At 65.7% G+C, this 24695-nt stretch carries 26 protein-coding genes; 15 read left to right on the forward strand and 11 right to left on the reverse strand.

The window, feature by feature from the left end; translation table 11 throughout:
* Window positions 1-46: 46 nt before the first annotated feature.
* Window positions 47-499, reverse strand: coding sequence for a MarR family winged helix-turn-helix transcriptional regulator (locus AADZ90_RS12420; RefSeq protein ID WP_367310330.1), 453 nt, complete (start codon window positions 497-499; stop codon window positions 47-49).
* A gap of 64 nt (window positions 500-563) precedes the next feature.
* On the opposite strand from AADZ90_RS12420, the gene AADZ90_RS12425 reads away from it, so the two are divergent.
* The gene (locus AADZ90_RS12425; protein ID WP_411997031.1) at window positions 564-935 is read left to right on the forward strand and encodes a DUF1428 domain-containing protein; all 372 of its coding nucleotides are present in this window, start codon (window positions 564-566) and stop codon (window positions 933-935) included.
* Window positions 936-969: 34 nt separating this feature from the next.
* Here the strand turns inward: AADZ90_RS12425 and AADZ90_RS12430 are convergent, their stop codons facing one another.
* A complete protein-coding gene (locus AADZ90_RS12430; RefSeq protein WP_367310332.1) occupies window positions 970-2934 on the reverse strand; it encodes a calcineurin-like phosphoesterase C-terminal domain-containing protein in 1965 nt (654 codons plus the stop codon).
* A gap of 108 nt (window positions 2935-3042) precedes the next feature.
* On the opposite strand from AADZ90_RS12430, the gene AADZ90_RS12435 reads away from it, so the two are divergent.
* From AADZ90_RS12435 to AADZ90_RS12450, 4 genes are all read left to right on the forward strand, one after another.
* Window positions 3043-4014, forward strand: coding sequence for a Gfo/Idh/MocA family protein (locus AADZ90_RS12435; RefSeq protein ID WP_367310333.1), 972 nt, complete (start codon window positions 3043-3045; stop codon window positions 4012-4014).
* Between the two features lie 545 nt (window positions 4015-4559).
* Window positions 4560-4862: a hypothetical protein gene (locus AADZ90_RS12440; RefSeq protein ID WP_367310334.1), complete on the forward strand. Its 303-nt coding sequence runs from the start codon at window positions 4560-4562 to the stop codon at window positions 4860-4862.
* A gap of 82 nt (window positions 4863-4944) precedes the next feature.
* Entirely contained in the window at window positions 4945-5499 is a 555-nt protein-coding gene (locus AADZ90_RS12445; protein ID WP_367310335.1) for an arsenate reductase ArsC, read from the forward strand.
* Window positions 5500-5522: 23 nt separating this feature from the next.
* The gene (locus AADZ90_RS12450) at window positions 5523-6428 is read left to right on the forward strand and encodes a mechanosensitive ion channel family protein (RefSeq protein WP_367310336.1); all 906 of its coding nucleotides are present in this window, start codon (window positions 5523-5525) and stop codon (window positions 6426-6428) included.
* Here AADZ90_RS12450 and AADZ90_RS12455 read toward each other — a convergent pair whose 3' ends face one another.
* On the reverse strand, window positions 6429-7325 hold the full coding sequence (locus tag AADZ90_RS12455) for a zinc ABC transporter substrate-binding protein (RefSeq protein ID WP_367310337.1): 897 nt from the start codon (window positions 7323-7325) through the stop codon (window positions 6429-6431).
* 67 nt (window positions 7326-7392) lie between these two features.
* On the opposite strand from AADZ90_RS12455, the gene AADZ90_RS12460 reads away from it, so the two are divergent.
* Genes AADZ90_RS12460 through AADZ90_RS12475 form a run of 4 tightly spaced genes read left to right on the forward strand, consistent with a single transcriptional unit; the run spans window position 7393 to window position 10687 of the window.
* Window positions 7393-7863, forward strand: coding sequence for a Fur family transcriptional regulator (locus AADZ90_RS12460; RefSeq protein WP_367310338.1), 471 nt, complete (start codon window positions 7393-7395; stop codon window positions 7861-7863).
* Window positions 7860-8582 carry an ATP-binding cassette domain-containing protein gene (locus AADZ90_RS12465; RefSeq protein WP_367310339.1) on the forward strand — a complete coding sequence of 241 codons (723 nt, stop codon included), beginning with the start codon at window positions 7860-7862 and terminating at the stop codon, window positions 8580-8582. The genes AADZ90_RS12460 and AADZ90_RS12465 overlap by 4 nt, the downstream gene beginning before the upstream one ends.
* 21 nt (window positions 8583-8603) lie before the next feature.
* The gene (locus tag AADZ90_RS12470; RefSeq protein ID WP_367310340.1) at window positions 8604-9389 is read left to right on the forward strand and encodes a metal ABC transporter permease; all 786 of its coding nucleotides are present in this window, start codon (window positions 8604-8606) and stop codon (window positions 9387-9389) included.
* Window positions 9390-9409: 20 nt separating this feature from the next.
* Window positions 9410-10687 carry a cytochrome b/b6 domain-containing protein gene (locus AADZ90_RS12475; RefSeq protein WP_367310341.1) on the forward strand — a complete coding sequence of 426 codons (1278 nt, stop codon included), beginning with the start codon at window positions 9410-9412 and terminating at the stop codon, window positions 10685-10687.
* A 52-nt stretch (window positions 10688-10739) separates the two neighbouring features.
* On the opposite strand, the gene AADZ90_RS12480 is transcribed toward AADZ90_RS12475, so the two are convergent.
* Window positions 10740-11339, reverse strand: a complete 600-nt coding sequence (locus AADZ90_RS12480) for a YceI family protein (protein ID WP_367310342.1) — start codon at window positions 11337-11339, stop codon at window positions 10740-10742.
* 120 nt (window positions 11340-11459) lie between these two features.
* On the reverse strand, window positions 11460-11888 hold the full coding sequence (locus AADZ90_RS12485) for a DUF1801 domain-containing protein (RefSeq protein WP_367310343.1): 429 nt from the start codon (window positions 11886-11888) through the stop codon (window positions 11460-11462).
* Window positions 11889-11971: 83 nt separating this feature from the next.
* Here AADZ90_RS12485 and AADZ90_RS12490 point away from each other — a divergent pair, with 83 nt between their 5' ends.
* Window positions 11972-12667: an NAD(P)-dependent oxidoreductase gene (locus AADZ90_RS12490; protein WP_367310344.1), complete on the forward strand. Its 696-nt coding sequence runs from the start codon at window positions 11972-11974 to the stop codon at window positions 12665-12667.
* Here the strand turns inward: AADZ90_RS12490 and AADZ90_RS12495 are convergent.
* Together AADZ90_RS12495 and AADZ90_RS12500 are read right to left on the reverse strand one after the other, a co-directional pair.
* Window positions 12664-13290, reverse strand: a complete 627-nt coding sequence (locus AADZ90_RS12495) for a TetR/AcrR family transcriptional regulator (RefSeq protein WP_367310345.1) — start codon at window positions 13288-13290, stop codon at window positions 12664-12666. The two genes, AADZ90_RS12490 and AADZ90_RS12495, sit on opposite strands and share 4 nt — an antisense overlap.
* A gap of 196 nt (window positions 13291-13486) precedes the next feature.
* The gene (locus AADZ90_RS12500; RefSeq protein ID WP_367310346.1) at window positions 13487-14050 is read right to left on the reverse strand and encodes a YybH family protein; all 564 of its coding nucleotides are present in this window, start codon (window positions 14048-14050) and stop codon (window positions 13487-13489) included.
* 112 nt (window positions 14051-14162) lie between these two features.
* On the opposite strand from AADZ90_RS12500, the gene AADZ90_RS12505 reads away from it, so the two are divergent.
* From AADZ90_RS12505 to AADZ90_RS12520, 4 genes are all read left to right on the forward strand, one after another.
* Entirely contained in the window at window positions 14163-17234 is a 3072-nt protein-coding gene (locus tag AADZ90_RS12505) for an ATP-binding protein (protein ID WP_411997032.1), read from the forward strand.
* 86 nt (window positions 17235-17320) lie between these two features.
* On the forward strand, window positions 17321-18010 hold the full coding sequence (locus AADZ90_RS12510; RefSeq protein ID WP_367310348.1) for a Crp/Fnr family transcriptional regulator: 690 nt from the start codon (window positions 17321-17323) through the stop codon (window positions 18008-18010).
* A 683-nt stretch (window positions 18011-18693) separates the two neighbouring features.
* The gene (locus AADZ90_RS12515; protein ID WP_367310349.1) at window positions 18694-19575 is read left to right on the forward strand and encodes an MBL fold metallo-hydrolase; all 882 of its coding nucleotides are present in this window, start codon (window positions 18694-18696) and stop codon (window positions 19573-19575) included.
* 22 nt (window positions 19576-19597) lie between these two features.
* A complete protein-coding gene (locus AADZ90_RS12520; protein WP_367310350.1) occupies window positions 19598-19777 on the forward strand; it encodes a hypothetical protein in 180 nt (59 codons plus the stop codon).
* A 12-nt stretch (window positions 19778-19789) separates the two neighbouring features.
* Here the strand turns inward: AADZ90_RS12520 and AADZ90_RS12525 are convergent, their stop codons facing one another.
* From AADZ90_RS12525 to dddP, 3 genes are all read right to left on the reverse strand, one after another.
* A complete protein-coding gene (locus AADZ90_RS12525) occupies window positions 19790-20482 on the reverse strand; it encodes a metal-dependent hydrolase (protein ID WP_367310351.1) in 693 nt (230 codons plus the stop codon).
* Between the two features lie 22 nt (window positions 20483-20504).
* Window positions 20505-21845 (reverse strand): ABC transporter substrate-binding protein, encoded by a 1341-nt coding sequence (locus AADZ90_RS12530; protein WP_367310352.1) that lies wholly within the window; start codon window positions 21843-21845, stop codon window positions 20505-20507.
* Between the two features lie 91 nt (window positions 21846-21936).
* Entirely contained in the window at window positions 21937-23265 is a 1329-nt protein-coding gene (gene dddP / locus AADZ90_RS12535; protein ID WP_367310353.1) for a dimethylsulfonioproprionate lyase DddP, read from the reverse strand.
* A gap of 60 nt (window positions 23266-23325) precedes the next feature.
* Between dddP and AADZ90_RS12540 the strand changes: the two genes are divergently transcribed.
* Complete coding sequence (locus AADZ90_RS12540; protein ID WP_367310354.1) at window positions 23326-24069, forward strand: heme-dependent oxidative N-demethylase family protein; 744 nt, start codon at window positions 23326-23328, stop codon at window positions 24067-24069.
* A 239-nt stretch (window positions 24070-24308) separates the two neighbouring features.
* Here the strand turns inward: AADZ90_RS12540 and AADZ90_RS12545 are convergent, their stop codons facing one another.
* Window positions 24309-24659, reverse strand: a complete 351-nt coding sequence (locus AADZ90_RS12545) for a hypothetical protein (protein WP_367310355.1) — start codon at window positions 24657-24659, stop codon at window positions 24309-24311.
* Window positions 24660-24695: the final 36 nt, after the last annotated feature.

A 24695-nucleotide genomic window follows, 5' to 3' on the forward strand; every position in this document is an offset into this window, starting at 1 on the left:
TTGGGGCGGCAGCCGCAGGACGTGATTGTTTTTGGCCAGATGAAGGTCAGGTTTGACTGAGCGCGGCGAGGCCGTCCTTCAGCGTATCGAGATCGGTTTCACGCAGTTCGGCATCAAGCGCGTTGTGTTCGGAGCGCCAGATGGGCAGGGCGTCGAAGAGCAGCGCCTTGCCCTCTTCCGTTAGTGACACGAGGCGGCCGCGACGGTCGTTGGGATCGACCTGGAGCGTGATGAGGCCGCGGCGGTCGAGCGGTTTCAGAGCCGCGGTGAGCGTCGTGCGGTCCATCGCCAGGAAATCTGCGAGCGGGGCAAGGCGCGCGGGCTCCGGGCGGTTCATTGCCATCAGGAGCGAGAACTGGCCGTTGGTCAGGCCGAATGGGCGCAACGCTTCGTCGAAACGGCGGGCGAGCGCCCGTGCGGCGCGCTGGGTGCGGAAGCAGAGGCAGCGGTCGCGAACCTCGATCGTGTGCTCGTGGCGGAGCTTTGCTTCCTCGGTCATGCAAATAGATTGATATCAACTCGAATCCATGTCAAGCTGGCCGCACATCATGGAGGGTTCAGATGTGGCTTATGTAAGTGGATTTCTTTGTGCTGTTCCGACTGCGCGCAAGCAGGACTACCTCGATTTCGCGACTCGCTCCTGGCCGTTGTTCGAAAGCTCCGGGGCGCTCGATATGTGGGAGTGCTGGGGCGATGACGTGCCGGATGGGGAGGTGACGTCATTTCCGATGGCGGTGAAGAAGGCAGATGACGAGACGGTCGTGTTCAGCTGGATCGTGTGGCCGGACAAGGCGACGGCCGATACGGCCTATGCTTCGATGCAGTCCGATCCGAAATGGCAGGAGATGGGCGAGATGCCGATGGACGGCAAGCGGATGATCTGGGGGAATTTTACACCGCTTGCGCAATTCTCGGCCAAGGCCAAGGCGGCTTGAGGGGGCGGGGCCTTCGGAGGCCCCGCCGTTCGTTTCAGCTGTCGTCTTCGTTTTCGAAGAGAGCGGCCTGCCAGTTCTGATCGGGGATGTCCTCCACAATTTCAAAAGTGTAGCCCCGCGAGAATTCCCGCCCGTAGCGGTCGGTTGTCGAGACCGTCATCCGGTGCACGCCGACGACCAAGTCGGTGGGCAGATCGACGCGCCAGAGATGCTTGGAATTGTCGGTGAGCATCCAGCGCTGGAGGGGCCCCGCGACGCCGATCCATTCGGTGCCCTGCCAGGTGCGGTAGCCCGCCGTGTCGTCACCGCCCGAATTCGAGCGGATCGTCATGTCGGACTGCGTGGATTGGCGGGCCAGCGCCAGCGGGTCGGCGAACTCGGGGCCTTTGTTCTTGGCTTCGCCTTCTCCGGGCTGGGTGAGGGTGCCAGCCATGCCCTCGCCTTCGTTGATGGAGACCTGGACAGTCGATTCTTGCGAGCCGTTCCAGACGTTTACCGCGACCCAGGTGCCGTCCTCCAGATCGGCCTGGGTGAGCATGTACATGTCGCCCAGATCGTTGATCGTCACCGGTGGGATCACGTCGGACGGGGTGCCGTAGAGGTCGGAATAGGCCAGCAATTGTTCGGCCCAGTCGCGGAAGCGGGGGGTATTGAAGCTGGCGTGGAGCTGCTCGTCCTCCTCCCGGCCGAAGGCTTGGTAGGTGTCGACGTAGTCGGAGCCATCGAATTCCAGACTGAAGAAGCCGCGCGGGGAGCCGAGGCGCTGGGTGCCATGGGGCACGCCGTCATCGCCGCGGTCGCCAGCCCACCAGCTGCCCGAGACAGCGCCGGTGACGATCTGATGAAAAGGGGCGCCGTCGACGCCGGTGTTCTCTTCCCAGCCCTCGTAATCCACGCCTTCAAGGATGTTCTCGGTCGTGTGGGTGTGGCCCGCCAGTGTCAGAACCGGACGATCGCCAAGGATTTCAGCGAGTTCGGCGAAGTTGTCGGTCTGGTGCTTGGCGGCGGTGTTGTCGGTGAAGGTCTGGAACGGGATGTGGGCCGACATCACGATCAGCTTGTCTTCGGGCACGTTGGCGAGGTTGTTGGCGAGCCAGTCGACCTGCCGGTCGGTGACGACGCCGTTATAGGTCGTGCTTGCTGCCGGGTCGCAGAAGGCGTGGACCTGGCTGTCGGTTTCGTCCGCGTTACAGGGGTAGCGGACATTGTCGAGCACGATGAAATGGACGTTGCCGATATCCATCGAGTAGTATTCCGGGCCCCATTCGCGGCGGAAGGTGTCCATGGAATGGTCGTCGGTTTCGGCGTCGAAATCGAGGTCGTGGTTGCCGGCGACGAAGTATTGCGGGACGCCGCCGGTGGCCACGATCTCCTTGAAACGGGGATAGAGCGACAGGTCATCGCCCATCACGTCGCCCTGGAAGATCAGCATCTGGACCGAGGAAAGATCCCGGTTTTGCAACATGTTACCGACCGTTTCGCGGACATAGCCGATTTCCCGATTGGAATAGGGCTGGGCGTCGCCGAAGGCGAGAACCTCGAAGGTGTCGCTGGCGTCGGGGTCTTCGATCAGGGGGAAATTGATCTGACCGGGCAGGGGGCCGGTGGGGTCGATCCCGCCGAAGCGCAGGGGCGGGGAGCCGTCCTCCTTATGGATATAGGCGAATTGCGGGACCATCATCCGATCCACCGGTGTGATGTGGCCCCGGGGCTTGGTGATGAAGAGGTTCATGTCGCCATAGGCGGGCAGTTCGTAGGTGCCATCAGGCCCGGTCAGGACGACCTCGCGGCCGTTGGAGACCTGGACGCCTTCGAGCCCCTGTTCACCCGCGTCGAGCTGGCTGTTGCGGTTGGTATCAAGAAAGACGGTGCCGCGGGCGGTGCCGTCATTTGCCGGATCGCCGATCGTCTGGACCTGGCCTATGTAACTGGTATCTTTCGCAAAAGCGGGCAGCGCGGCAAGCGCCGTGCCGAGCAGTAGCAGGGAACGCGTGAGCATGAGAGCCTCTTCCGTAAGGTGGTGTGGACCGTCAGACTGTCAGGGGATCATGTCAGTGAGGCGGACCTAACGTAAAGGTTGAGCGACAGTTTTATGACGGAGGGCGGGATGGAGTCTGTGAGATGGGGGATCCTGGGGGCGGCAAAGTTTGCGTTGACGGATATGGCCCCCGCGATCCATGCGGCGCGCGGGGCGGAACTGGTGGCGCTGGCGACCTCCTCTCCTGAAAAAGCGGCGCCGTTTCAGGCGTTTGCGCCGGGGGTGCGGGTCGTGGGCTATGACGCGCTGCTGGCTGACCCGGAGGTCGATGCGGTCTATATTCCGCTGCCGAACCACCTGCATGTGGACTGGACGCTGAAGGCCTTGGCGGCCGGAAAGCACGTGCTGTGCGAGAAGCCTTTGGCGATGGAGGCCGGGGATTTCGACCGGGTCATTGCGGCGCGGAACAAGGCCGGGCGGCTGGCGGCGGAGGCCTATATGATCCTCCACCACCCGCAGTGGCAGCACATCAGAAACCTGATTGAAGACAAGGCGATAGGGCGGCTGCGCCACGTGCAGGCGCTGTTCGCCTACAACAATGCCAGCGACACCGGGAACATCCGGAACGATGCCGCGAAGGGGGGCGGGGGGATCCCGGATATTGGGGTCTATATCTATGGATCCACCAGATTTGCCACGGGGCAGGAGCCGGAGGAGATCGTCAGCGCCCGGATCGAGTGGGAGAACGGGGTGGATGTGGTCGCCAATGTTTCAGCGCAATTTCAAGGCTTTACGGCGCAATGGCTAACGTCGATGCGGATGCATCGGCATCAGGAGATGACGTTCCTTGGCGAGGACGGCGTCATCCGGCTGAACGCGCCGTTCCGGCCGCTGACCTTTACCGAGCCAAAGGTCGAGCTGCGCCGAGGTGACGCGTTCGAGGTCTGGCGGTATCCGGCGATCAACCAGTACGTCCGGCAGGTCGAGGCCTTCTGCCGGTCGGTTCGCGAGGGCACGGACTATCCCTGCCCGCTGGAATTTTCGAAAGGGACGCAGGTGGTGATCGACCGGGTCTTCGAAAAGGCGCGGGAGACGGGGTAGGGCGGACTGGTTTACGAGGTCTGAGCCATGCGCGCGATGGGTGTTGCGGAGACATATTAGGTAAGCAATATCAGGTGCTTGCGAGATAGTTTGTGTGTCCAAGCGAAACCAGTCGCGGAGGAGCAGGACCGCCCTGCAGCGGATGAGATCGGCGACTTTCGGGAAGACCGGCCCGTCGGCCTTCCGTCATCTTTCCGTCGGACAGGGGCCACGGGATTCGAATTTGCCAAATCGATGAATATCAGGGGCTTGGCGGGTGTCGCCGGGGAGCCCCGCCCGCCGATCCATAGGCGGCCGCCTATTGGTCGGGGCGACGTATTCGCGACGGACGATGGGATGCGGCTGTCGGGGGATGGCAGGAATTCCGCTTATGCGAGAGTTTTCCGTTGGGTCAAGCGCACGAATCTGTTATCCGGCCCGGACCGAAACTCGGAATGGAGGCTGCACGTATGGAAGGACATCTTATCAGGTAAGGCCTTAGCGCCCCCGCAGCACTCTATCTGCCGCCCGACCTCGCGGCAATTTCCATCCCGAGAGGACATCCAATGCATCCCCCGTTTTTTGCGGTCGACCACCGGGTCGAGACTGCCCATTTGCCGCCGCATGAGCGGCATGTCACCCGGCGCAGTGCGCCTGAACGATTGGTCATCCATCCGATTGGCCCAACGTCCGGCTATTATGTCGTCGGGACGCTGTCGGGGCCGACCTTTTCCCATGTGGCGCGGACCGAGCCCGATCCGACTTCTGATCCGCGCTATGTGGCGGAGCCGGGCGGCGGCGGCCTGTTCCGGCGGCTGTTCGACGCCTTCGGCCCGGGCCGCGGCCCGACCCGCGCCGCCCCCAGATAAGGCGCGCCGCCCGGTTTCGGGCGGCGTGATCCGGCCTGCATTAACCTTGAGTTAAGCCAGTCGGCCTTACCATGAGACGGCGATGGATGACCTCAGAACGATACTCATTCTCGGCACCGGCAATTCGGCCCGGTCCCTGATGGCTGAGGCGATCCTGAACCGCGACGGGGCAGGGCGGGTCCGGGCGTTTTCGGCCGGGTCGCATCCGGCGGGCGCCCCGCATCCCTCGGCGATCCGTCTTCTGAAGCGGAAGAGGCATGACACCTCTGCCCTGTGGCCGAAAGGCGGGACGGCTTTCGCGGGCGCCGGGGCGCCGCCCGTCGATTTCGTCATCACCGTCTGTGATCGCATGGAGGGGGAGGTTTGCCCGGCTTGGCCGGGGCAGCCGATCCGCGCCCATTGGGGGATGCCCGATCCCGTCACCGCCACCGGCACGCTGTCGGAGCGGCATCTGGCGTTCTGGAACGCCTACCGCACGCTGGAGCTGCGGGTGACGGCCTTCCTGGGTCTGCCGCTCGACCGGCTTGACCGGCACTGGCTGCAGGCCGAGGTCGACCGGATCGGGCTGCTCGAGGTGCCGGGCACCTTGCCCGCCGCCCCGCGACAGGAGGAACCGGTCCTGCCCCCGCCCGGTTGACCCCGAAAGGAGGGGCCGCCGCGATGTCCGATTTTCTGAGTGAGCTGTGGAACGTGTTGCCCGGGCCGATGCGGGACCAGCTGGAAGGGTATATGACCGCGTTCTGGCGGGTGCTACCGCAGCTTGTGATGGCGCTGGTCTTTCTGTTCTTCGTGTGGGGCCTTGTCCGGCTGGTGCGGTGGCTGCTGCCCAAGGCGATGCGGCGGGCCCGGATGCGGCGGGCGCTGATCGAGGTGGCCCTGATGGTGGCGACGGTGGGGCTGTGGCTGATGGGCGTGCTGATTGCGGCGACGATCGCGTTCCCCACGATCTCGATCGGGAATATCTTCGCGGCCGCCGGTGTGGGCGGTCTGGCGGTGGCCTTTGCGGCGAAGGATTCGCTGGAGAATTTCTTTGCCGGGCTGATGCTGCTGATGCGCGAGCCGTTCCGGATCGGCGATTTCATCGAATGCGAGGGGATCGAGGGGCAGGTCGAGAAGATCAGCGTGCGCGAGACCCATGTGCGGAAGACCGACGGGCAGGTCGTGGTGGCGCCAAACGGGATGTTCTTCAAGAACCCGGTGACGATCCTGACGGCGGGCAATCTGCGCCGGACGACGGTGATCTGCGGCGTGGCGTATGGCGAGGATGTCGATGAGGCGCGGACGGTGATCGAGGATGCCGTGCGCGCCGTCGACAGCGTGCGCGACGACGTGAAGGACGTGCAGATCTTCGCCCGGGAATTCGCCGACAGTGCGATCAATTTCGAGGTGACGTGGTGGACGGGATCCACCCCGCTGGACGAACGCCAGAGCCGCGACAAGGTGGTTGCGGCGGTCAAGCGGGCGCTGGACGAGGCGGGGATCGAGATCCCGTTCCCCTACCGGACGCTGACCTTCAAGGAGCCGCTGGAGACCATCACCGAGGCCCGCCGGGAGGCGGCGGAGTAGTCAGCTGGTGCTGGTCAGGCAGGTGGCGTAGGCGGCGCCGATCCCGCGCAGGAGTGCCGGATAGAGGCCGGGGCCCTGGTCGAGATCGGTGCCGAGCGGGTCGACCGGGATCACGGGCAGGTCGGTGCCGTCGGTGATGGTGGCGACGAGATCGGCGGAGGTCTCGGGGTCGGTCAGCAGGCAGGCGGTGGTGCGGTTGCCCGCGATCTCGCGCATCTCGCGGATATGGCTGGAGCCGGGGGCGGCATCGCTGGCATCGGTCAGGCTGCCGGCATGGGCGAGGCCGAAACGCTGCTCGAAATATTGCAGGCTGTCGTGGCCGACGAGGACGGCGCCCTGCGCGCCGTCAAGGCGGGTGCGGATTTCGGCTGTCACGGCGTCGATATCGGTGATCGCGCGGGCCGCGTTGCTGCGGTAGAGGGTGGCATTGTCGGGATCGGCCCCGGCCAACGTGTCGGCCAGCAGTTCGAGCCAGAGGCGAGCATTGACGGGGTCGAGCCAGCCGTGGGGGTCGGTGTCGCCGTGATCGTGGCCATGCCCGTGCCCGTGATCATCGTGGTCGCCGCGCATCTCATGGGTGACGGCGCCTTCGGTGTCGGCGAGTTCAAGGACATCTGCGTTGCCGGCGAGGGTCTCGATCGGCTCTTCGAGCCAAGGGGTCAGGCCGTGGCCCATCCAGAGGACGATATCGGCCTCTTGCAGGCTTTCGGCCTGGGAGGGTTTGAGGGCTGCGTGGTGCGGATCGGTGCCGGGGCCGAGGAGGAGGGTGGGGGTGCCTGCGCCCTCCATCACGGCGGCGGCGAGAGAGTGGACCGGCAGGATGTCGGTGACGACGCGCGGGGTTTCGGCGAAGGCAGTGCCGCCTGCGCAGGTCGCGATCAGGGCCAGTAGTCTCATCTCTCTTGTCCTTTGTTATAGTATAACATATCCCCGTTATAGAGCACATCTGCTAAGGGCAAGGGGCATGTCCCAGTCAGGCTTCACTCCCCACGACCATTCCGGCTGCATCGCCCAGACGCTGGGCGCGGCCGAGGCGTTGTGTGCGCGGGAGGGGTTGCAGTTCACGCCGCTGCGGCGCCGGGTGCTGGAGATCCTGCTGACGGGGCACAAGGCGCTGGGGGCCTACGAGATCCTCGACCGGCTGGGGGCGGACGGGTTCAGTGCCAAGCCACCGACAGCCTATCGGGCGCTGGAGTTCCTGACGGCCCATGGTCTGGCCCACAAGATCGAGCGGCTGAACGCCTATATCGCCTGCACCCATCCGGGCGAGGCGCACAACCCGGCCTTTCTGATCTGTACCGATTGCGAGACCGTGGCCGAGACGGAGGCGCCTGCGGCGGTGGGGCCGGCGGCGAAGGCGGCGGGGTTCAAGGTGAAGGCGACGACGGTCGAGGCGACGGGAACCTGCCCGGCCTGTCAGGCGGCGCGGCCGTGAGCCTGATTTCGGCGGAACGCCTCACCGTCCGGCGGGACGGGCGTGTGGCGCTGCATCATGTGTCGCTGGCGATCGAGCCGGGGGAAATCGTGACGATCGTGGGCCCGAACGGGTCGGGCAAGACGACATTGCTGAAGGCCCTGATCGGGGCGGAGGTGCCGTCGGAGGGGCGGATCGTGCGGCAGCCGGGGCTGAGCATCGGCTATGTGCCGCAGGGGCTGCGGCCCGATGCGACGCTGCCGATGACGGTGAAGCGGTTCCTGTCGCTGCCTGCGCGGCGGTCGAAGGCAGAGCTGAACTCGGCCTTGGAACATGCGGGGGCGGCGGATCTGGCGGACCGGCAGCTGGCGGATCTGTCGGGCGGGCAGACGCAGCGGGTGCTGCTGGCGCGGGCCCTTCTGGGGGCGCCGCAACTGCTTTTGCTGGACGAGCCGACGACAGGGCTGGACCAGCCGGGATCGGCGGCGTTCTACCGGCGGCTGGAAGCGGTACGGAACGAGACGGGGTGTGCGGTTCTGCTGGTGAGCCACGAGTTGCATGTGGTCATGTCAGCGTCAGACCGGGTGATCTGCCTCAACGGGCATGTCTGCTGCGAGGGGCGTCCGGATGCTGTCGCCTCGGCCCCTGAATACCGGGCGCTCTTTGGTACGGGCACGGGCGGGGCGCTGGCGCTTTACCGGCACGAGCACGATCACAGCCACGACCACGCCGCAGAGTAAAGAGTAGTGTAAGACCCTCAGATGCTTGACGATTTTCTGACACGGGCGATGCTTGCCGGGCTGGGCACGGCGCTGGCGGCGGCGCCTTTGGGGTGCTTCGTCGTCTGGCGGCGGATGGCCTATTTCAGTGACGCGACCTCGCATTCCGCCATTCTGGGGATCGCCTTCGCGCTGGCCTTCAACGTCTCGCCCGCCTTCGGTGCGCTGGCGACGGCGTTCCTGATGGCGCTCGCGATCGGGAGCCTGACCGGGCGCCGGTTGACCGGGGACACGGCGCTGGGTGTGCTGGCCCACGGGGCGCTGGCGGCAGGGCTGGTGGCAGCGGCGCTGCTGCCGATCCCGGCGATCAGCCTGGAAAGCCTGCTCTTCGGCGACATCCTGACGGTGTCGCGCACGGATCTGGCGGTGATCTGGGGCGGGGCGGTGGTGATCCTGGCGCTGCTGGCCGCGCGCTGGACGGCGCTGCTGACGGCGACGTTGGATCCGGACCTGGCCCGCGCCTCGGGCATCGACCCGGACCGGACGGAGCTGGTGCTGACCGTGACGCTGGCGCTGACGGTCGCGATCGCGATCGAGGTGGTGGGCGTTCTGCTGATCGGTGCGCTGCTGGTCATTCCGGCGGCGGCGGCGCGGCCGCTGGCCCGGACGCCCGAGGCGATGGCGGGGATCGCGGCGGTGATCGGGGCGGCGTCTGCGCTGGGCGGTTTGCAGATCGCGGCGTGGCAGGACACGCCTGCGGGCCCGACGATCGTCTGCACGGCGCTGGCGCTGTTCGCGCTGTCCCGCGTCAAAATGACGTTGACGTAACACCACACAGGTGCTCTGCGTTGCAGCACTTTCCCGGGGCGGATGGCTGGACTAGGTTCTGGGCTGACCGCGCAGAGGATACCGAGATGGGGCTTCGCAATACCGACATCCGCTATGGGGGCATCGCGAAAACCTTCCATTGGACGGTGATGCTGCTGATCGCGACGCTGATCCCGCTAGGGATCTATGCAAGCAATCTGGCCCATCTGGCCGAGGCCGATCCGGCGGCCTATGGCGCCCGGGCGGGGTTCTGGTTTTCGCTGCACAAGACGCTGGGGATCATCCTGTTCGGGGTGGCGGTCCTGCGGATCCTCTGGAGCCTGATCCAGAAGAAGCCCGTGCCGTTGCATCCCAAGCGCCGGGTCGAGACGTTTCTGGCCGAGACGGTGCATTGGCTGCTCTACGCCTCGCTGATCCTCGTGCCGCTGGCCGGGTGGGTGAGCCATGCGGCCTCGACCGGGTTTGCGCCGATCTGGCTGCCGATCGGGCAGGATCTGCCCTTCGTGCCGAAATCCTACACGCTGGAGCAGCTGGCGGGGCATCTGCATATCATCTTCGAACGGGTGCTGATCTTTGCGCTGGCGCTGCATGTGATCGGCGCACTGAAGCACCATTTCATCGACCGGGACGCGACCTTGCGGCGGATGTGGTTCGGCTGGACCGAGCTGCCGCAGCTGTCGACGTTGCGGCCGGATCACGGGCGCGCGCCGGTGATCGCGACGGTCGTGGTCTATGTGGCGGCGTTGGGGATCGGCGCGGGGCTGGGGATGTACGATGTCTCGGCCGCGCCGCGCCCGGATGTCGCGGAGTCGAACCGGGCATCTGCCGGGGGCAACTGGGCCGTCGAGGCGGGTTCGCTGTCGATCACGGTCGAACAGTTCGGATCGCCGGTGAACGGGCAGTTCAACGACTGGACGGCGGAGATCGAATTCGACGAGGGCACCGGGACGGGCGCGGTGGAGGTGTCGATCGATATCGGGTCACTGACGCTCGGATCGGTGACGCAGCAGGCGATGGGCAGCGATTACTTCGATGTCGAGACCCATCCGCGCGCAGTCTTTGACGCGGTGATTCTGCCGGGCGAGGGCGACGGCACCTATTTTGCCGACGGGACGCTGACGCTGAAAGGAATAGAGGCGCCGGTGATGCTGCCGTTCACGCTGTCCATTGCAGACGGGACGGCGCAGATGCAGGGCGAGACGGTGCTGGACCGGCGGAATTACGGGATCGGCAGCGGCGAGTCGGATCCGGGATTTGAGGTCGGCGTGACGATCGAGCTGACCGCGCGGGAACGCTGAAACGGAAACGGGCCGCCCAGATGGACGGCCCGTCGCTTGGAATGAAGTCGGTTTAGCTGGCTTGTTGCGCCTCGAGCGAGATCATCACCTCGACCTCGTCACCGACGGCGGGCGCGAAGGCGCCGACGCCGAACGCCTCGCGGCTGAGCGTCGTCGTGGCGTCAAAGCCGAGCGTCGGCACGCCTTCGTTCGGGCCGAAGGGGAAGGGCTGCGACTGGTTGAGCGTGGTCTCGAGCACGACCTCGTTGGTGATGCCGTTCATGGTGAGGTTGCCGGTGATGTTCGCGGTGTTCTCGCCCGTGACCTGGATCGAGGTGGATTCGAAGCTCACCATGTCGTTGCCGGCATCGGCCTGGGCGGAGGCGTTGAAGAAATCCTCGCTCATGAAGTGCTGGTCGCGCTGTTCCCAGCCGGTGAACATCATGGTGACGGGCATGGAGACGCTGACTGAGGAATTCTCGGGATTTTCCTCGTCGAACATGATCTCACCCTCGAAGCCGGAGAACATGCCGTAGGTCGTTGAAAAGCCGAGGTGGTTGTAGCTGAAGATGACCTGGCTGTGGCTCGCGTCGAACGTGTAGGGCACCGGTTCGGCGGCGAGGGGGGCGGCGAGCACTGTCGCGGCAAGGGCGGCGGTGAGCGTGCGGATCATGGCGTCGAGTTCTCCTTTGGAGCGTTGTGTGACCCCACACATCTCGCGCGAATTGGGCATAAGGCAATTCCCATGGGCCGCGCAGACCCTGTTCGCATCTACGCAGGAGAGGATCTTTGCCTATTCGGGGAAGACCTCCCACCGGGTGGCGAGATCGTCGAGGCCGTCGCGGATGATCTCGCGCAGGACAGCCTCGTCGATATCGGCGAGCTTGCCCACATAGAGGCAGGCCTTGCCCGTCTTGTGCTTGCCGAGCCGGTCGAGCAAATGCTGGCGGTCGGCATAACCCGGCATGATGTAGAGCGAGAGGTTGGCCTTGCGCGGGCTGAAGCCGGTGGCGAGGAAGTCGCCCTCGCGTCCGCTGTCATAGCGGTAATGGTAGCGGCCGTAGCCGATGATGGTGGGGCCCCACATCTGCGGGGTCCAGCCCGTCACCTCGCGGAAGATCGCGTCGAGCCGGTCGGCATCGGCGCGGCGGACCGGGTGGTCGATGGCTGCGATGAAATCCGCGACGCTGGCATCGGTGGCTTGGGTCTTGTTGTCGGACATCGGTGCTTCTCCTCCTGCGGCAGTCTAGCGCGGAACGGTCCGCTTGGCTCGCCGGTTGGGTGGGGAGAGTTAGGAGTATGGTCATGAGCAAGACAGTGGTGATTTTCGGGGCCGGCGGGGCGACGGGTCTGGAACTTGTGCGGCAGGCCAAGGCGCGGGGCCATCAGGTGCGGGCGGTCGAACACGAGCGGCCGTTCGATGCGGCCGATGGCGATGCGGTGGTGCATTACGAGCTGGACGTGATGAAAGATGACCTGACGGAGGTGATGCAGGGGGCCTATGCGGTTATCTCAGCCCTCGGCCTCGATGCGGGGCTCAAGACCATTTTGAACCCGCCGCCGCTCTACACGGAAGGGACGCAGAAGATCGTCTCGGCCATGGAGGAATGCGGTGTGACGCGGCTTGTCGTGATCTCGGCGAGTTTCGTCGAAACTCTGAAGCGCGGGCCGATCTGGTTTCGGGCAGCGGCTTTGGTCGGGCTGTCGTCGGTCGTGAGCGAGATGAAGCAGATGGAGTGGTTCCTGCGCGGCAAGCAGACGATCGATTGGACGGCGGTGCGGCCGGGCTGGCTGCTGGATGCGCCGATGACGGGCGATTATGTCGTGGCGGAGGATGTGATCCCGCGCGACCTGATCCGGACCCGGCACGGGGATCTGGCGCATTTCATGCTGGACTGCGTGGAAGAGGGCAGTTGGCTGCGCCAGACACCTGCCATCGCACGGGCGGAGCCGGCGCGGGTTTCCGGCCCGGATGCGGTGCTGCGCGAGATGATGGGCTAGGCGGTGGCCAAGAGCGTGCCCATCAGCATGTCGATATAGGCGTCGGGACTGGTCTGGTGGGCGCGCGCCGATGCAATCTCGGGCGTCGCGGCCCACATGGCGCGGCCCAGGCTGATTTCGAGGAGCGGCCCCGCAACGAGCGCATGGACATGGTGCTGGGGCATGGGCCGGAACTGGCCGCTGGCCACACCATCGGCATGGATCGCGTTGAGCGCGATTTCGAAGGGCACGATGAAGCGTGTGTAGAAGCCGGTCGCCACGGCCGGGATGCGGCCCGCGGTTTCGGCAATGACGGAGGTGAGGCGCCCGGCGGGGCTTTCGACGATCATGTCGTAGCAGATCCGGAGTGCGGCGCGCATCCGGGCCTCGGGATCGCTCGTTCTGTCTTCGGAAAGGCGACGGAGATCGTCCATCAGCCCTTCTGGGTCGGCCACGGTGGCGGCGACGAAGAGATCCTCTTTGGAGGCGAAGTGGTGGTAGAGCGTCGCCTTTGTGATCCCGGCGACGCGGGCAATCGCGCTCATCGACGTGCCAGCATAGCCCTTCTCGAGGAAAAGCGGCAGGGCCTTGAGGGAAATTTCCTGCGATTTCAGGCTTTTGTCGGCGGTGTCGGGGTCAGGCATCCTGAGGTCTTCAATCCGGGTCTGGGTCCTGCCCAACCGGTTGGCTGATCAGGAGGCTTGACGGAAAGTGGATCATGAAGATGCACCGGGGTTTTGCCAAGGCCGCCGCCTTGGCCGGAAGGCGATCTGACGCGGACTTCCGGATCAGCGATTGCGCCGCGGCCACCCCCATACATGAGGCCGCGGCGCGTTCTGATTATTCGGTGCCGGGCAGGCGGGCCACATTCATGCTGGCGATCTGCCAGCCGTTTTCACGGGTGAAGACGCGGGTGATGGAGTAGCGGATGTTGGTGATGACGACCCGCCCCTCTCTGATCGTCCGGCCTTGGTCGTCGGTTTCGTCATCCTCGACCATGAACATTTCGAGATAGCCGGTTTCGACCGCGACCATCGGCTCTTGCCCCTCTTCCTGGACGGCCGTGTCGTAGAATTGGACGGTGGGCTGGCGGAAGATGATGTTGACCCTGTCCCAGGCCGCGAAGTAGCGCGCCCAGAGATCCTGGATCGCGTCCCCGCCTTCCAGCCAGAAGGGCTGGAGCGTGCCGGCGAAGGTCGCGTCTGGGTGGTAGAATCGCGAGATCGCCTCGACGTCCTGGGCGCGGTAGGCTTCGACCCAGCCGTTGCGCAGGTCTTCGATTTCGCCGACGGCCGCGCGTTCGGCCTCGGTGAAGTCCCGCGCCTGGGCGTGCACGTTGGTGGCCAGCAAGGCGGTAAGGATGGCAAAGCCAAACGTTTGAAATGTGGAGCGTATTCTTGACATTAGTTCCTCCGAAGGTACGCAGGTGGTAGGGTGACCTGGGGGCAAGGGGACCATCTGCGCCCCGGCCCGCATGTGCAAGTCCTTTGAAAGATCGCCCGATCCGGAGGTGCCGATGGAATGCCCGGCCTGCCAGAGCGAGACCAAGCCTGTCGGCGGGCGGTGCAGGGTTTGCGATACGCTGCTGCTGGAGCAATGTCCGCGGTGCGACATGCGGGTGGATTTCGAGGATCGGTTCTGCCGGCGGTGTGGGGTTCGGCTCCATGCGGAGGGGGAAGGCGGCGTCGTGCGCGCCTTCGAGAGCGAGCGCAAGAACGTCACCATCCTGTTTGCGGATCTGACGGGGTCGTTGGAGCTTTTGGCAGAGGATCCTGAGGCGGCGACGGTGCTGCTGGAAAGCGTGCTGGACCCGCTGGCGGAGCTGACGCGGGAATTCGGCGGCACCGTCGTGCAGGCGATGGGCGACGGGGTGATGGCCGTTTTCGGGGCGCCGCACGCGCAGGAGGATCACGCGTTCCGGGCCTGCAATGCCGGCCTCGCGATCCAGGCGCATTTTGCCGAAGCGCGGGAGGGGCCGGATCTGTCGGTGCGGGTGGGCATCAATTCGGGCGTCGTCGTGATGAAGGAGCGCGGCGAGGGGTTCGAGCAGCAATACACGGCCTTCGGGCGGACGGCGCATGTGGCGTCTCGGCTGGAGAAGATGGCGGAGCCGGGGACGGTCCTGATCTCGCAGGCGGTGCTGGATCTGGTGGGGTCGGACGCGGATGTGGTGCCGTTGGGTGAAGGGCATGTGCGGGGGCTGGAGGCGCCGGTGGGGCTGTTCCGGCTGACCGGGATGGCCAAGCGCTGGCGGAAGTCGACGGACGGGGCTGCGGTGCCGCTGGTGGGCCGGGAGGCGGAGCTGGCGCGGCTGCTGGACCTGGCGGGCGAAGCGGAGGGTGGCGCGGGCCGCGTTGTGACGCTGTCGGGGGAGCCAGGGGTCGGGAAATCCCGGCTGATCGAGGAATTCACGGGGCGGCTGGATGCGGGGCGCTGGCGGGTGCTGCCCGCGACGGGGCTGTCGCACCGGGTGCCGCAGGCGTTCAGCGGGATCCGGGAGGCCTTGGCACCCTGCGTGGACGACGCGGATCCGGCTTTGGCGCCGCATCTGCCCGCGATCCGGGCGCTGTTCCGGAACGCGCCGGACGAAGCGTGGGATGCGCTGGAGGCGACGGCGCGGCGCAAGCGGATCTTTGCGGCGGTGCAGGCGGTGTTGGAGATGCAGGCGGGGAAAGGGCCGGTTCTGCTGCTGTTTGACGATCTGCAGTGGATCGACCGGGACAGCGCCGATCTGGTGCAGCAGCTGGATGTGTCGGGTCTGCCGGTTCTGATGCTGTGCTGTTTCCGGAAAGGGTATCGGTTCAGCGGGGAGGCGGAGGAGATTGCGCTGGATTGCCTTGAGGCGGCGGGGTCCGAGGATCTGCTGGTGGCGATGATTGGCAGCGATCCGGCTTTGGCGGAGCTGCGGGCGACCTTGAGTGAGCGGACCGGGGGGAACCCGTTTTTTCTGGAAGAGATCGTGCGGGCGCTGATCGCTTCGGGCGTGCTGGTGAAAGACGGCGACGGCTGGCGGCAGGACCGGGCGCTGGAGGCGGGGGATCTGCCCGCGCGGGTGCAGGATGTCGTGGCCGCCCGGATCGACCGACTGGCGGGACGGGAGAAGCGAATTTTGACGTTGGCGGCCGTGTTCGGGTTTCGGACCGGGTTGCCGTTGCTGGCGCCCTTGGCGGGGCGGGATGCGGGGCGGCTGGAGGCGATCCTGGCGGCGCTGGAGGAGGGGGATTTCCTGCGCCTTTCGGGGGTGGGAGAGGACCGGCAGATCGCTTTCAAGCATCCGCTGACCCATGACGTGGCCTATTCGGGGCTGCTGAAGGACGAGCGGGTGCAGCAGCACGGGCGGATCTTCGGGCTGCTTAAGGAGGTTCGAGGTGATGGACGGAAGGTCGCGCCGGAGGATCTGGCCCATCATGCGGAGCGGTCGGGCCAGTTGGCGCCGGCGCGGGCCTATTTGCGAGAGGCGGGCGAGACCGCGATGTCTCAGTCAGCCAGCCAGCACGCGATCGGGTGCTTCGAGCACGCGATCGGATTGATCGGCGCGGACGATGCGGAAGAGGCGGTTCAGCTGCGGCTGATCCTGCGCAATGCTCTCTTGCCGGTGGGACGGCAGGGGGAGATCCCGAACCATCTGGCCGAGGCAGAGCGGCTGGCGCGGCTGATCGGGGACGAGGCGCGGATCGCGCAGGTGCTGTCCTACCTGTCGCATTATCACTGGCTGGTGGGCGATTGGGCCGCCGCCATCGCCGCAGGACGCAAGGCGCTGGCGCGGGGCGAGGCGCTTGGCGACAAGGGGCTGGTCGTGACGACGCGGTTCATTCTGGGGCTGTCGCTTTATGCCACGGGCGCCTTCCGCGAGGCCGTCACCGATCTGGAAGAGAACTGCCGCCTGTTGCGCGAGGCCGATGCCGATCAGCGCTTCGGGATGTATGCGCTGCCGTCGGTCGTCTCGGGCGGGTATCTCGCCTGGTGCCTGGCGGAACTGGGCCGGTTCGATGAGGCCGAAGACTGGGCGCTATGGGCCAAGGAGGTGGGCGAGGCCCATGGCCGCCCCTTCGACCGGGTGCAGGGGCATCTGGCGCTGGGAGGCGTGCGCGCCCTGAAGGGCGATCCGGCGGCGATCCCCGATCTGGAGCGGGCGCGGGAGCTGTGCGAGACGACGGATGTGGTGCTGCTGCTGCCGCGGGTGCTGGCCTGCCTGGCCTACGCGCTGTCGCAGGACGGGCGGCACGGGGAGGCGGTGCCGATGGCACGGCTGTCGCTGGAGCGGGTCACGGCGCTGAAGCTGGCCGCGATGCGGTCGCTCTGCCTGCGCTGGGCCGGGCAGGTGATGCTGCGGGCCGGAGAGGATGCGGAGGCGATCCGCATCGCGGCTGAGCTGGAGGAGGTCTGCGACCGGTCGGGCGAAGCGGCGAATGCCGCCTGGGCGCGGTATGTCCGGGGCAGCGCCCTGCTGCGCGGCGGCGCGGCAGAGGAGGGACCGGCCTTGCTGGAGGCCGCCGAGACTGCCGCACGCGCGCTGGGGATGGGGCCGCTGGCCGAGCGATGTAGACGTCAGTCCGGGTTGACAGAGCCAGTGGGTGCGGTCACTTGACTGTGATCGCCCGCCCGGGACATCCTTAGGGCGAACAATCTGATAAGTGTGCACGCTTTCCGTTTCCACTCCACGGGGCGACAAACATGAACGATGCCGCGCGACAGGCCTTCGACAAGGCTGCGACGACGGGATTTCTTGCGGATGCTCCCGCCCCGCTGCTTGAGGCGTTTCGGACGATTGCGATACCTGTCCATCTGGCCGATGGCGAGATCCTGTTCGAGCAGGGGCAGGCGGGCGATGCGCTTTATGTCGTCGAGATGGGGACGGTCGAGGTCAGCGTGGTGTCACGTGAGGGGCGGAAGCTGGCGCTGGACGTATTCCGCAAGGGAGACGTTTTTGGTGAGATCGCGTTGTTCGACGGCGGGCGGCGGACCGCCACCGTGACCGCGATGGAGCCATGTACGCTGCGATCGGTCCGGCGGGCCGATCTGTTCGCGCAGGTGGCCCGGCAGCCTGATCTGGCAAGCGATCTGATCCTTCTGGCGGGCCAGCGGCTGCGCTCGGTCAGCCGACAATTGCACGAGCAGGTCTTTCTGCCGATGCCCGCGCGGCTGGCGCGCAAGCTTCTGCATCTGACCCGGCACGGGGCTTTGGACGGCAAATTGGCCCTGTCCCAGGCAGAGCTGGCCGATTTCATCGGCGCCTCGCGCGAAGCGGTGTCCAAGACGCTGGGGCGGTGGCGGGAAGAGGGGATCGTGACGGTGGGCCGGTCGACGATCACCGTCGAGGACCGTCTGGCGCTCGAGGCCCATGCCGAGATCGGTTTCATCTAGGTTAAAATAATCTTGCTTCTGTGAAGCGGGTCACAGAACACGCCGTTCACACGTGGCATCACACGGGTGTCGAAGGCGAACGGGTGACAGGAGTGGCAGCCAGGAGCCTTCGGGAGTTGGTACCGTTGTTACTCTGGCGCGTGTTTTGCGCCGTGTGGTTTGCGAAGGGTTGCTGGGGGCTTTGGCCCGATGCGTCTAGTGAGCGGTTTCGCCTGCTTCGAAGTGGTTACCGTGTGCAGCCAAGGGCCCGCGGTTCGAAGCTGGCGGTACCGTGGCGTATCGGTCCGGGACGGGACGAATCTCGGTTCGTCTCAGGTGATCCAATATCATCGTCGCCGATCCGGTCTTCGGGCCGGTGGAGTTCCGGTTGGAGTGGGGCCGGACGTGGCGGTGACGCGGCCTGTGCTGTGATGCCGGCTACTTGGCGGCTGGGTTGTGGTGCAGGGCGCTGAACCGAAACGCTCCCCGGCGTTTCGGTTCCCTTCGGGAGCCTGCAGCGGCTGTCCGGAAGGGACGGTTGGTAACGAGTGACTTGTTTTTGTTTCGATAAAGTCTTTTGAGATGCTCTTCCCCGGCTCGTGTTTTGAGCCGGGGAAATTCTTTTGGAGGGTGCCTGCGGCGATTTCTCCTTTGCCTCCGGTCCGGGCAGACGCAGAATGGCGGTGCGGACGGGAGGACAGGCGATGAATTACCCGGTGGATATGGCGGTGCACCCCGAGGTGACGGGCTTTTTCGACGAAGCGACCAACACGATCAGCTATATCGTGACGGACCCCGCCTCGGACGCCTGTGCGGTGATCGATAGCGTCATGGATATCGACTATGCGGCCGGGCGGATCACCTACGGACATGCCGATGCGATAATCGCCCATATCCGCGAGGGCGGGTTGCGGCTGGAGTGGATCATCGAAACCCATGTCCATGCCGATCACCTGAGCGCGGCGCCCTACATTCAGCAGGAGCTGGGCGGCAGGATCGGGATCGGCGAGAAGATCATGGAGGTGCAGGAGACCTTCGGGAAGATCTTCAACGAAGGCACGGAGTTCCAGCGCGACGGATCGCAGTTCGATGCGTTGTTCGTCGATGGCGACACGTATCAGGTGGGCGAGATGGCGTGTTTCGCGATGGCGACGCCGGGCCATACGCCGGCCTGCATGGTGCATGTGATGGGCGATGCGGCTTTCGTCGGTGATACGCTGTTCATGCCCGACGGAGGGTCGGCGCGGGCGGATTTTCCCGGCGGGGATGCGGGGGAGCTGTACGATTCGATCCAGAAGATCCTGGCGTTGCCCGATGAGATGCGGCTTTTCATGTGCCACGATTACGGGCCCGGCGGACGGGACATCGCCTGGGAGACCTCGGTGGCCGAGGAGAAGGCGAACAACATCCATGTGGGCGGCGGCAAGAGCCGGGAAGACTTCGTGCGCTTTCGGACGGAGCGGGACAGGCAGCTGGCGATGCCCAAGCTGATCATCCCGTCGCTGCAGGTGAACATGCGGGCGGGCGAAGTGCCGAAGGATGACGACGGGCGGCCGATGCTGAAGGTGCCGGTCAACGGGCTGTGAGGTAGGGATGATGATCGTGAGAATGACAGCGGGACTGGTGTGTCTGATGGCCCTGGCGGCGTGTGAGCTTGAGCCGGAGGGGCCGGACAGTTTCGTCGCCGGCGGGGTCGTGTTCACCGGTGTGGACGAGCCCGAGGACCGCAACCACGGGCGGAGCCGGCACAACGACCGGCGGGATGGGGTGGAGATCGGCGACGATTGAGCCGCCGGAGGGTCAGATCTCGATCGGGACCAGCACCTGCGGTTCGATCACGTGGATATCCGGCAGCGCCTCGATCAGGGGCTGGGGGCTTTGGGCGAGGATCGGGAAGGTGCCCCAGTGGCAGGGGATGATCGTCTTGAAATCGAAGAACTTTTTCGCGGCATAGGCTGCGCCCTCCATGTCCATCGTGAAGTGGCCGCCGCAGCAGAGGAGGCCGATATCGGGATCGTAGCGCTCGGCGATGATGCCCATATCGGCCATCACGTCGGTGTCACCCGTGATATAGATCCGGTGCCCTTCGCCGCGCAGGATATAGCCCACCTCTGACCCGGTGCGCGCCGGGCGATCGTCGAAATCGAGCGTGGAGGAGTGGACGGCGTTGACCATCGTCACGCTGGTGCCGCCCAGCTGGGTCGTGCCGCCCTTGTTGAAGCCGAGGCCGGTGATCTTTTCGGTGTGCTGCCACCATTCGATCAGGTCGAACATCCCGACGACGGGGGCACCGGTTTCCTTGGCGATGGCCAGCACGTTGCCCGCGTGGTCGCCATGGGCATGGGTCAGGAGGATCGCCGTCGCGCCCTGGATGGCCTCCGCCCGGCGGTCTTCCGGGAAGCTGGGATTGCCGGTGAGCCAGGGATCGACGAGCAGGATCTGATCCTCGATCTCGATGCGGAAGCCGGAATGGCCGAGCCAGATGATCTTCATTTGAGTTCTCCTTGGGCCGCGTCTAGCGGATGCTGCTCCAGCGTTGTTCGATGGTGGCCGCAACGTCGGCCGCCGGGGTGCCGGTCGTGTAGTCGACCATGCCGGTCCAGAAGGCGTCCGCCCCGATCTCTCCCGGCATGAGGTCGGAGGCGTCGTAGCGGAAGACGGTGGCGCTGGTCAGGATCTCGCCCAGGGCGCGCTGGGTCTCGGTCGGGTAGATGTCCTGGTTGGCCTCTAGGTGCGGTGTCAGGAAATTCCCTTGCGCCATATAGACTTCGTGGGCGATGGGCGTCTTCAGGAAGTCGATGAAGGCGCGGGCGGCGGGGCTGTCGTCGGTGATGGTGTAGGCGGCCCCGGAGCCGAGGACGGGGGTGCCGAGGTCGCGATCGGAATAGGCCGGGAAGTAGAAGAAATCGACATCCTCGCCCAGCGTCGTGCCGTCGGGGAAGAAGCTGGGGATGAAGGACGCCTGGCGGTGCATGTAGCAGGCCGGCGGGACCGAGAAGAGGCCCTGGGGGCTGTCGCGGAAATCGGTCGTGGCGACGGCCTGGGAGCCGCCGACGACATGGGCGTCGGTGTTGATGAACCAGCCGAATTCCTCGATCGCCGCTATGATGGCGGGGTCGTCGAAGGGGATCTCGTGCGCGACCCAGGCGTCGTAGGTTTCGGGCGGGGCGGTGCGCAGGAGCATGTCTTCGACCCAATCTGTGGCGGGCCAGCCGGTGGCCGCGCCCGAGCCCAGGCCGATGCACCAGGGGGTGCCGCCGTCGTCGACGATGGTTTCGGTGAGCGCCTTAAGCTCTTCCATTGTTTGGGGAATTTCGTATCCGGCCTCGTCGAACGCTTCGGGCACGTACCAGACGAGCGACTTGACGTCGGTGCCGAAGAAGAAGCCGTAGAGCGCTTCGCCATCAGGACCGTCGAAGGTAGCGAGGTCGATCCAGGACTGGCCGGCGGCGTAGCCGTCGCGGAGCCAGTCGGCGGTGGCTTGGTCAAGGGGCGTGAGGGCGCCCTGGGCGGCGAGGTCGCCGACGAGGCCGGGCTGCGGGAAGATCGCGATGTTGGGGGCGGAGCCGGCCTGGGTCGAGATGACGATGTCCTGCTCGAAACTGTCGGAGCCGGAATAGCTGACCTCGGCGCCGGTCGCGTCTTCGAAATAGGCGATCATCGCCTCGATCTTGGTCTTGTCCTCGCCGGTGCCGGGGCCGGTGATCGTGAGGCTTTGCCCGGTGAGGTCGTGGGCGGCGGCGAAGTCCTGCAGGCTCTGCCAGGAGAAGTCGCCTTCGCCCGGGGTGAACATCAGGTGGCCGCCGGCAAGGGCCGGGCCCGCCGCGAGGGCGAGCGCGCCGAGTGCGATTTTCATTGTGATATCCTCCCCTTACAGGACGTTTCTCACCGGATACCGTACACTCCCCACCGGCAGTATCGGGCGGTGGGGCGGGAGGTGCAAGCGGTCAGGCGAAGCGGGGATCGTAGGGGTAGGACGAGAGCATCTGGGCCCCGGTTTCGGTGATGAGCACCTGTTCTTCCAGCTTGATCGAGAAGTCGGCGCCTTCTTCCGAGACGAGCGCCTCGGGACAGAGGCACATGCCTTCGGTGATCTCGTGATCGAAGGCGCCGGGGACCATCTGATCAGGGTATGCGACGAGGGGCCATTCGTCACAAAGGCCAACGCCGTGGGCCAGGCAGCCGTATTTCTGCTTTTGGAACGTGTCGTGAAGGCGGTGGGCTGTGCGGGAGTAGTCCTCGATATTCAAACCGGGGCGGAGGAGTTTCGTATTGGTATCAATATGTTCGACGGCATGTCTGTGGGCTTCGGCCATGCGCTTGGGCGCCGGATCGTCGCCCAGCCACCAGGTGCGGGAGATGTCGCAGCAGATGCCGTAGGGGCCGATGAGGTCGGTATCGAAGGACAAGATCTCGTTTTGGTTAACGGTGCGCGGCCCGCATTCCTGGAACCACGGATTGGTGCGCGGCCCGGAGGTGAGGAGCCGCGTTTCGATCCATTCGCCGCCGCGGCGGATATTCTCGGCGTGGAGGACCGCCCAGATGTCGTTTTCCGTGGCCCGGCCGGTATTGGCGCGGGCGAACTCCTCCATCACCGCCATCGCCGCCTCGCAGGCATGGACGGCGCAGCGCATGGCCTTGACCTCTTCCGCGTTCTTCACCGATCGGGCGCGTTCGGTAAGCTCTTCGCCCGGACGCACGTCGAAGCCGCGCGCCTCTAATGCCCGCATGGTATGAATCATCGGTTTATCGACCGCGAGGCGGGTGTTGCGGGGGGCGTGGGTGGCGAGCAGGTCGGCGATTTCGGCGGCCAGAAGGGCGGCGGCGTCGCCGATCCGGTCGCCCCGGTCGAAATAGAAGATGTCGGCGCCGGAGCGCGCTTCGCGCACCAACGGGTTGAAATTGCTCAGGAACGGGGCGTTCTTGTAGTCCCACATCACCATGTAGCCGTCGGCGCAGAGGAGGACCGCCCGGAAGGGGTTGTGGGTGTTCCAGAGCTGCATGTTGGTGGAATCGGTCGCGTATCGGATGTTGAGCGGATCGAAGAGGAGGAGGCCCGCATAGTCGCGGGCGGCGATGTGATCGGTGAGCCGCCGCCAGCGGAGTTCGCGCATCTTCGGCAGGTCGGGCAGGGCGAGGCCGGCGGCGCGCCATTCCGCGAAGGCGAGCGCGGTGGGGCCGATTTCGACGCGATTTCCGTCGTTTAGCGTCTGGTCGCCGAGGGTGTTGCCCTGGCCCGGATCGATCTTGCGGCGGTCGCGGTAATGGGTGTTCATGCGATGAGTTTTTGGGAAGGGCAGCGTGATGTCCGGTCTGTTTGCGACATGAAAATCGCCATGAGCCGCGGGTTGAGTTACGAGCCGGAGGAGATCAGGGCGCGCGGGCTGCCCGGTGTGCGGCCTGTCGGTGACGGGCCGTGGCTGCTGGTGCGGGACGATTACCCGGCGCAGATGGCCGAGCGGGAACGGCTGCTGGCGGGGCGGCGGGACGATGTTCTGGCACTGCTGCCGGAGGGGTGTGCCGCGGCGGGAGAGCTGCTGGAGCAGGTGGTGGGCGTGCTGCCCACTGTCGGGTTTTCTTCTGTAGCCAGCGGGATACGCTGCCCGGACGGACGGGTCGTCGCCCTGGACCGGGGGGATCCGCTGGGCGTGCTGGGGCGGCTTCTGCAGGCCGATTTCTGCCTTTTGCAGAAGCAGGGGGAGGAGCATGTGCTGGTGGGGGCGGTGCTGTGCTTTCCGTCGCATTGGACGCTGGCGGAGAAGCTGGGCAAGCCCTTGATGCGCATTCATAAACCGGTGCCGGACTACCGGCCCGCGGGGCACCGGGTGCAGCGGCTATTCGACGGGGTGCAGGCGGGGCGGCCGTTGTGGCGGGCGAACCTATTGGGAGATGAGAGCGATGCGCTGTTTCAGCCCCTGTCGGAGGCGATGCCGCGGGATCAGAGGGTTCGTGAGGTCAACTTCATACGGTCCGAGCGGCAGGTGATCTGGCGCCTGCCGGAGAGCCGGGACGTGGTTTTTGCCATCGAGACTTCGGTCTGGCCGCTGGGCGCGCCGCCACAGGTTCTGCCGATATCTTAACGGCGCGTGCTGCGGGGATTTCGGGGCGTGCGCTGCAGATGGGCGAATCGCAGGTTAATCCTATGGTTTTCAGAGGCAGGCGGGCTGTCGGCGTTCGGTCGGCATCGCGTCGGCATCTTGTCGGACATCTTTGCGCAACATCGCCCCGGTAACGGAGCGTGCGGTGCCGGGCCGCGCAACGGGCGGGGACAGTTAAGGGCTTTCGCTGACTTCAGGAGGTTTGGCGAAACAATCGCCAATCAGGCCCGGAGACCCGAGAGGAGGCCCATCAGCAGGACAAGCCCCGCCATCGTCACGAGGACGATCCGGCCGGCCCGGAACTTCCAGATCCAGCCGATCAGTGTGAAGATCGTGAACTGGTAACGCTGCTTGTTCTGAAACTGGAGCTCACGCTGGCGCTGCCAGTCCTGGTATTTGAGGTCGAGGCGGTCGGCGATGTCGTCGGCACGTTCCGACTGGTAGGGGGCCCGGGCGCGCGCGCCCTCATTGTGCCAGGGGAAGCTGGCCGCGCCGTCGCTGGCTTCGGCGGGCTTGCCTGGCCCATCGAGGCGGGGGGCGGGCTCTGTCAAGGCGAGGGGCACTTTGGTCATGCGACAAGGCTTGACCGGTCGGTGGGGCAGGATTGG

The organism is Aestuariibius violaceus, assembly GCF_040779325.2.
GTDB classification, from domain to species: Bacteria; Pseudomonadota; Alphaproteobacteria; order Rhodobacterales; family Rhodobacteraceae; genus Aestuariibius; species Aestuariibius violaceus.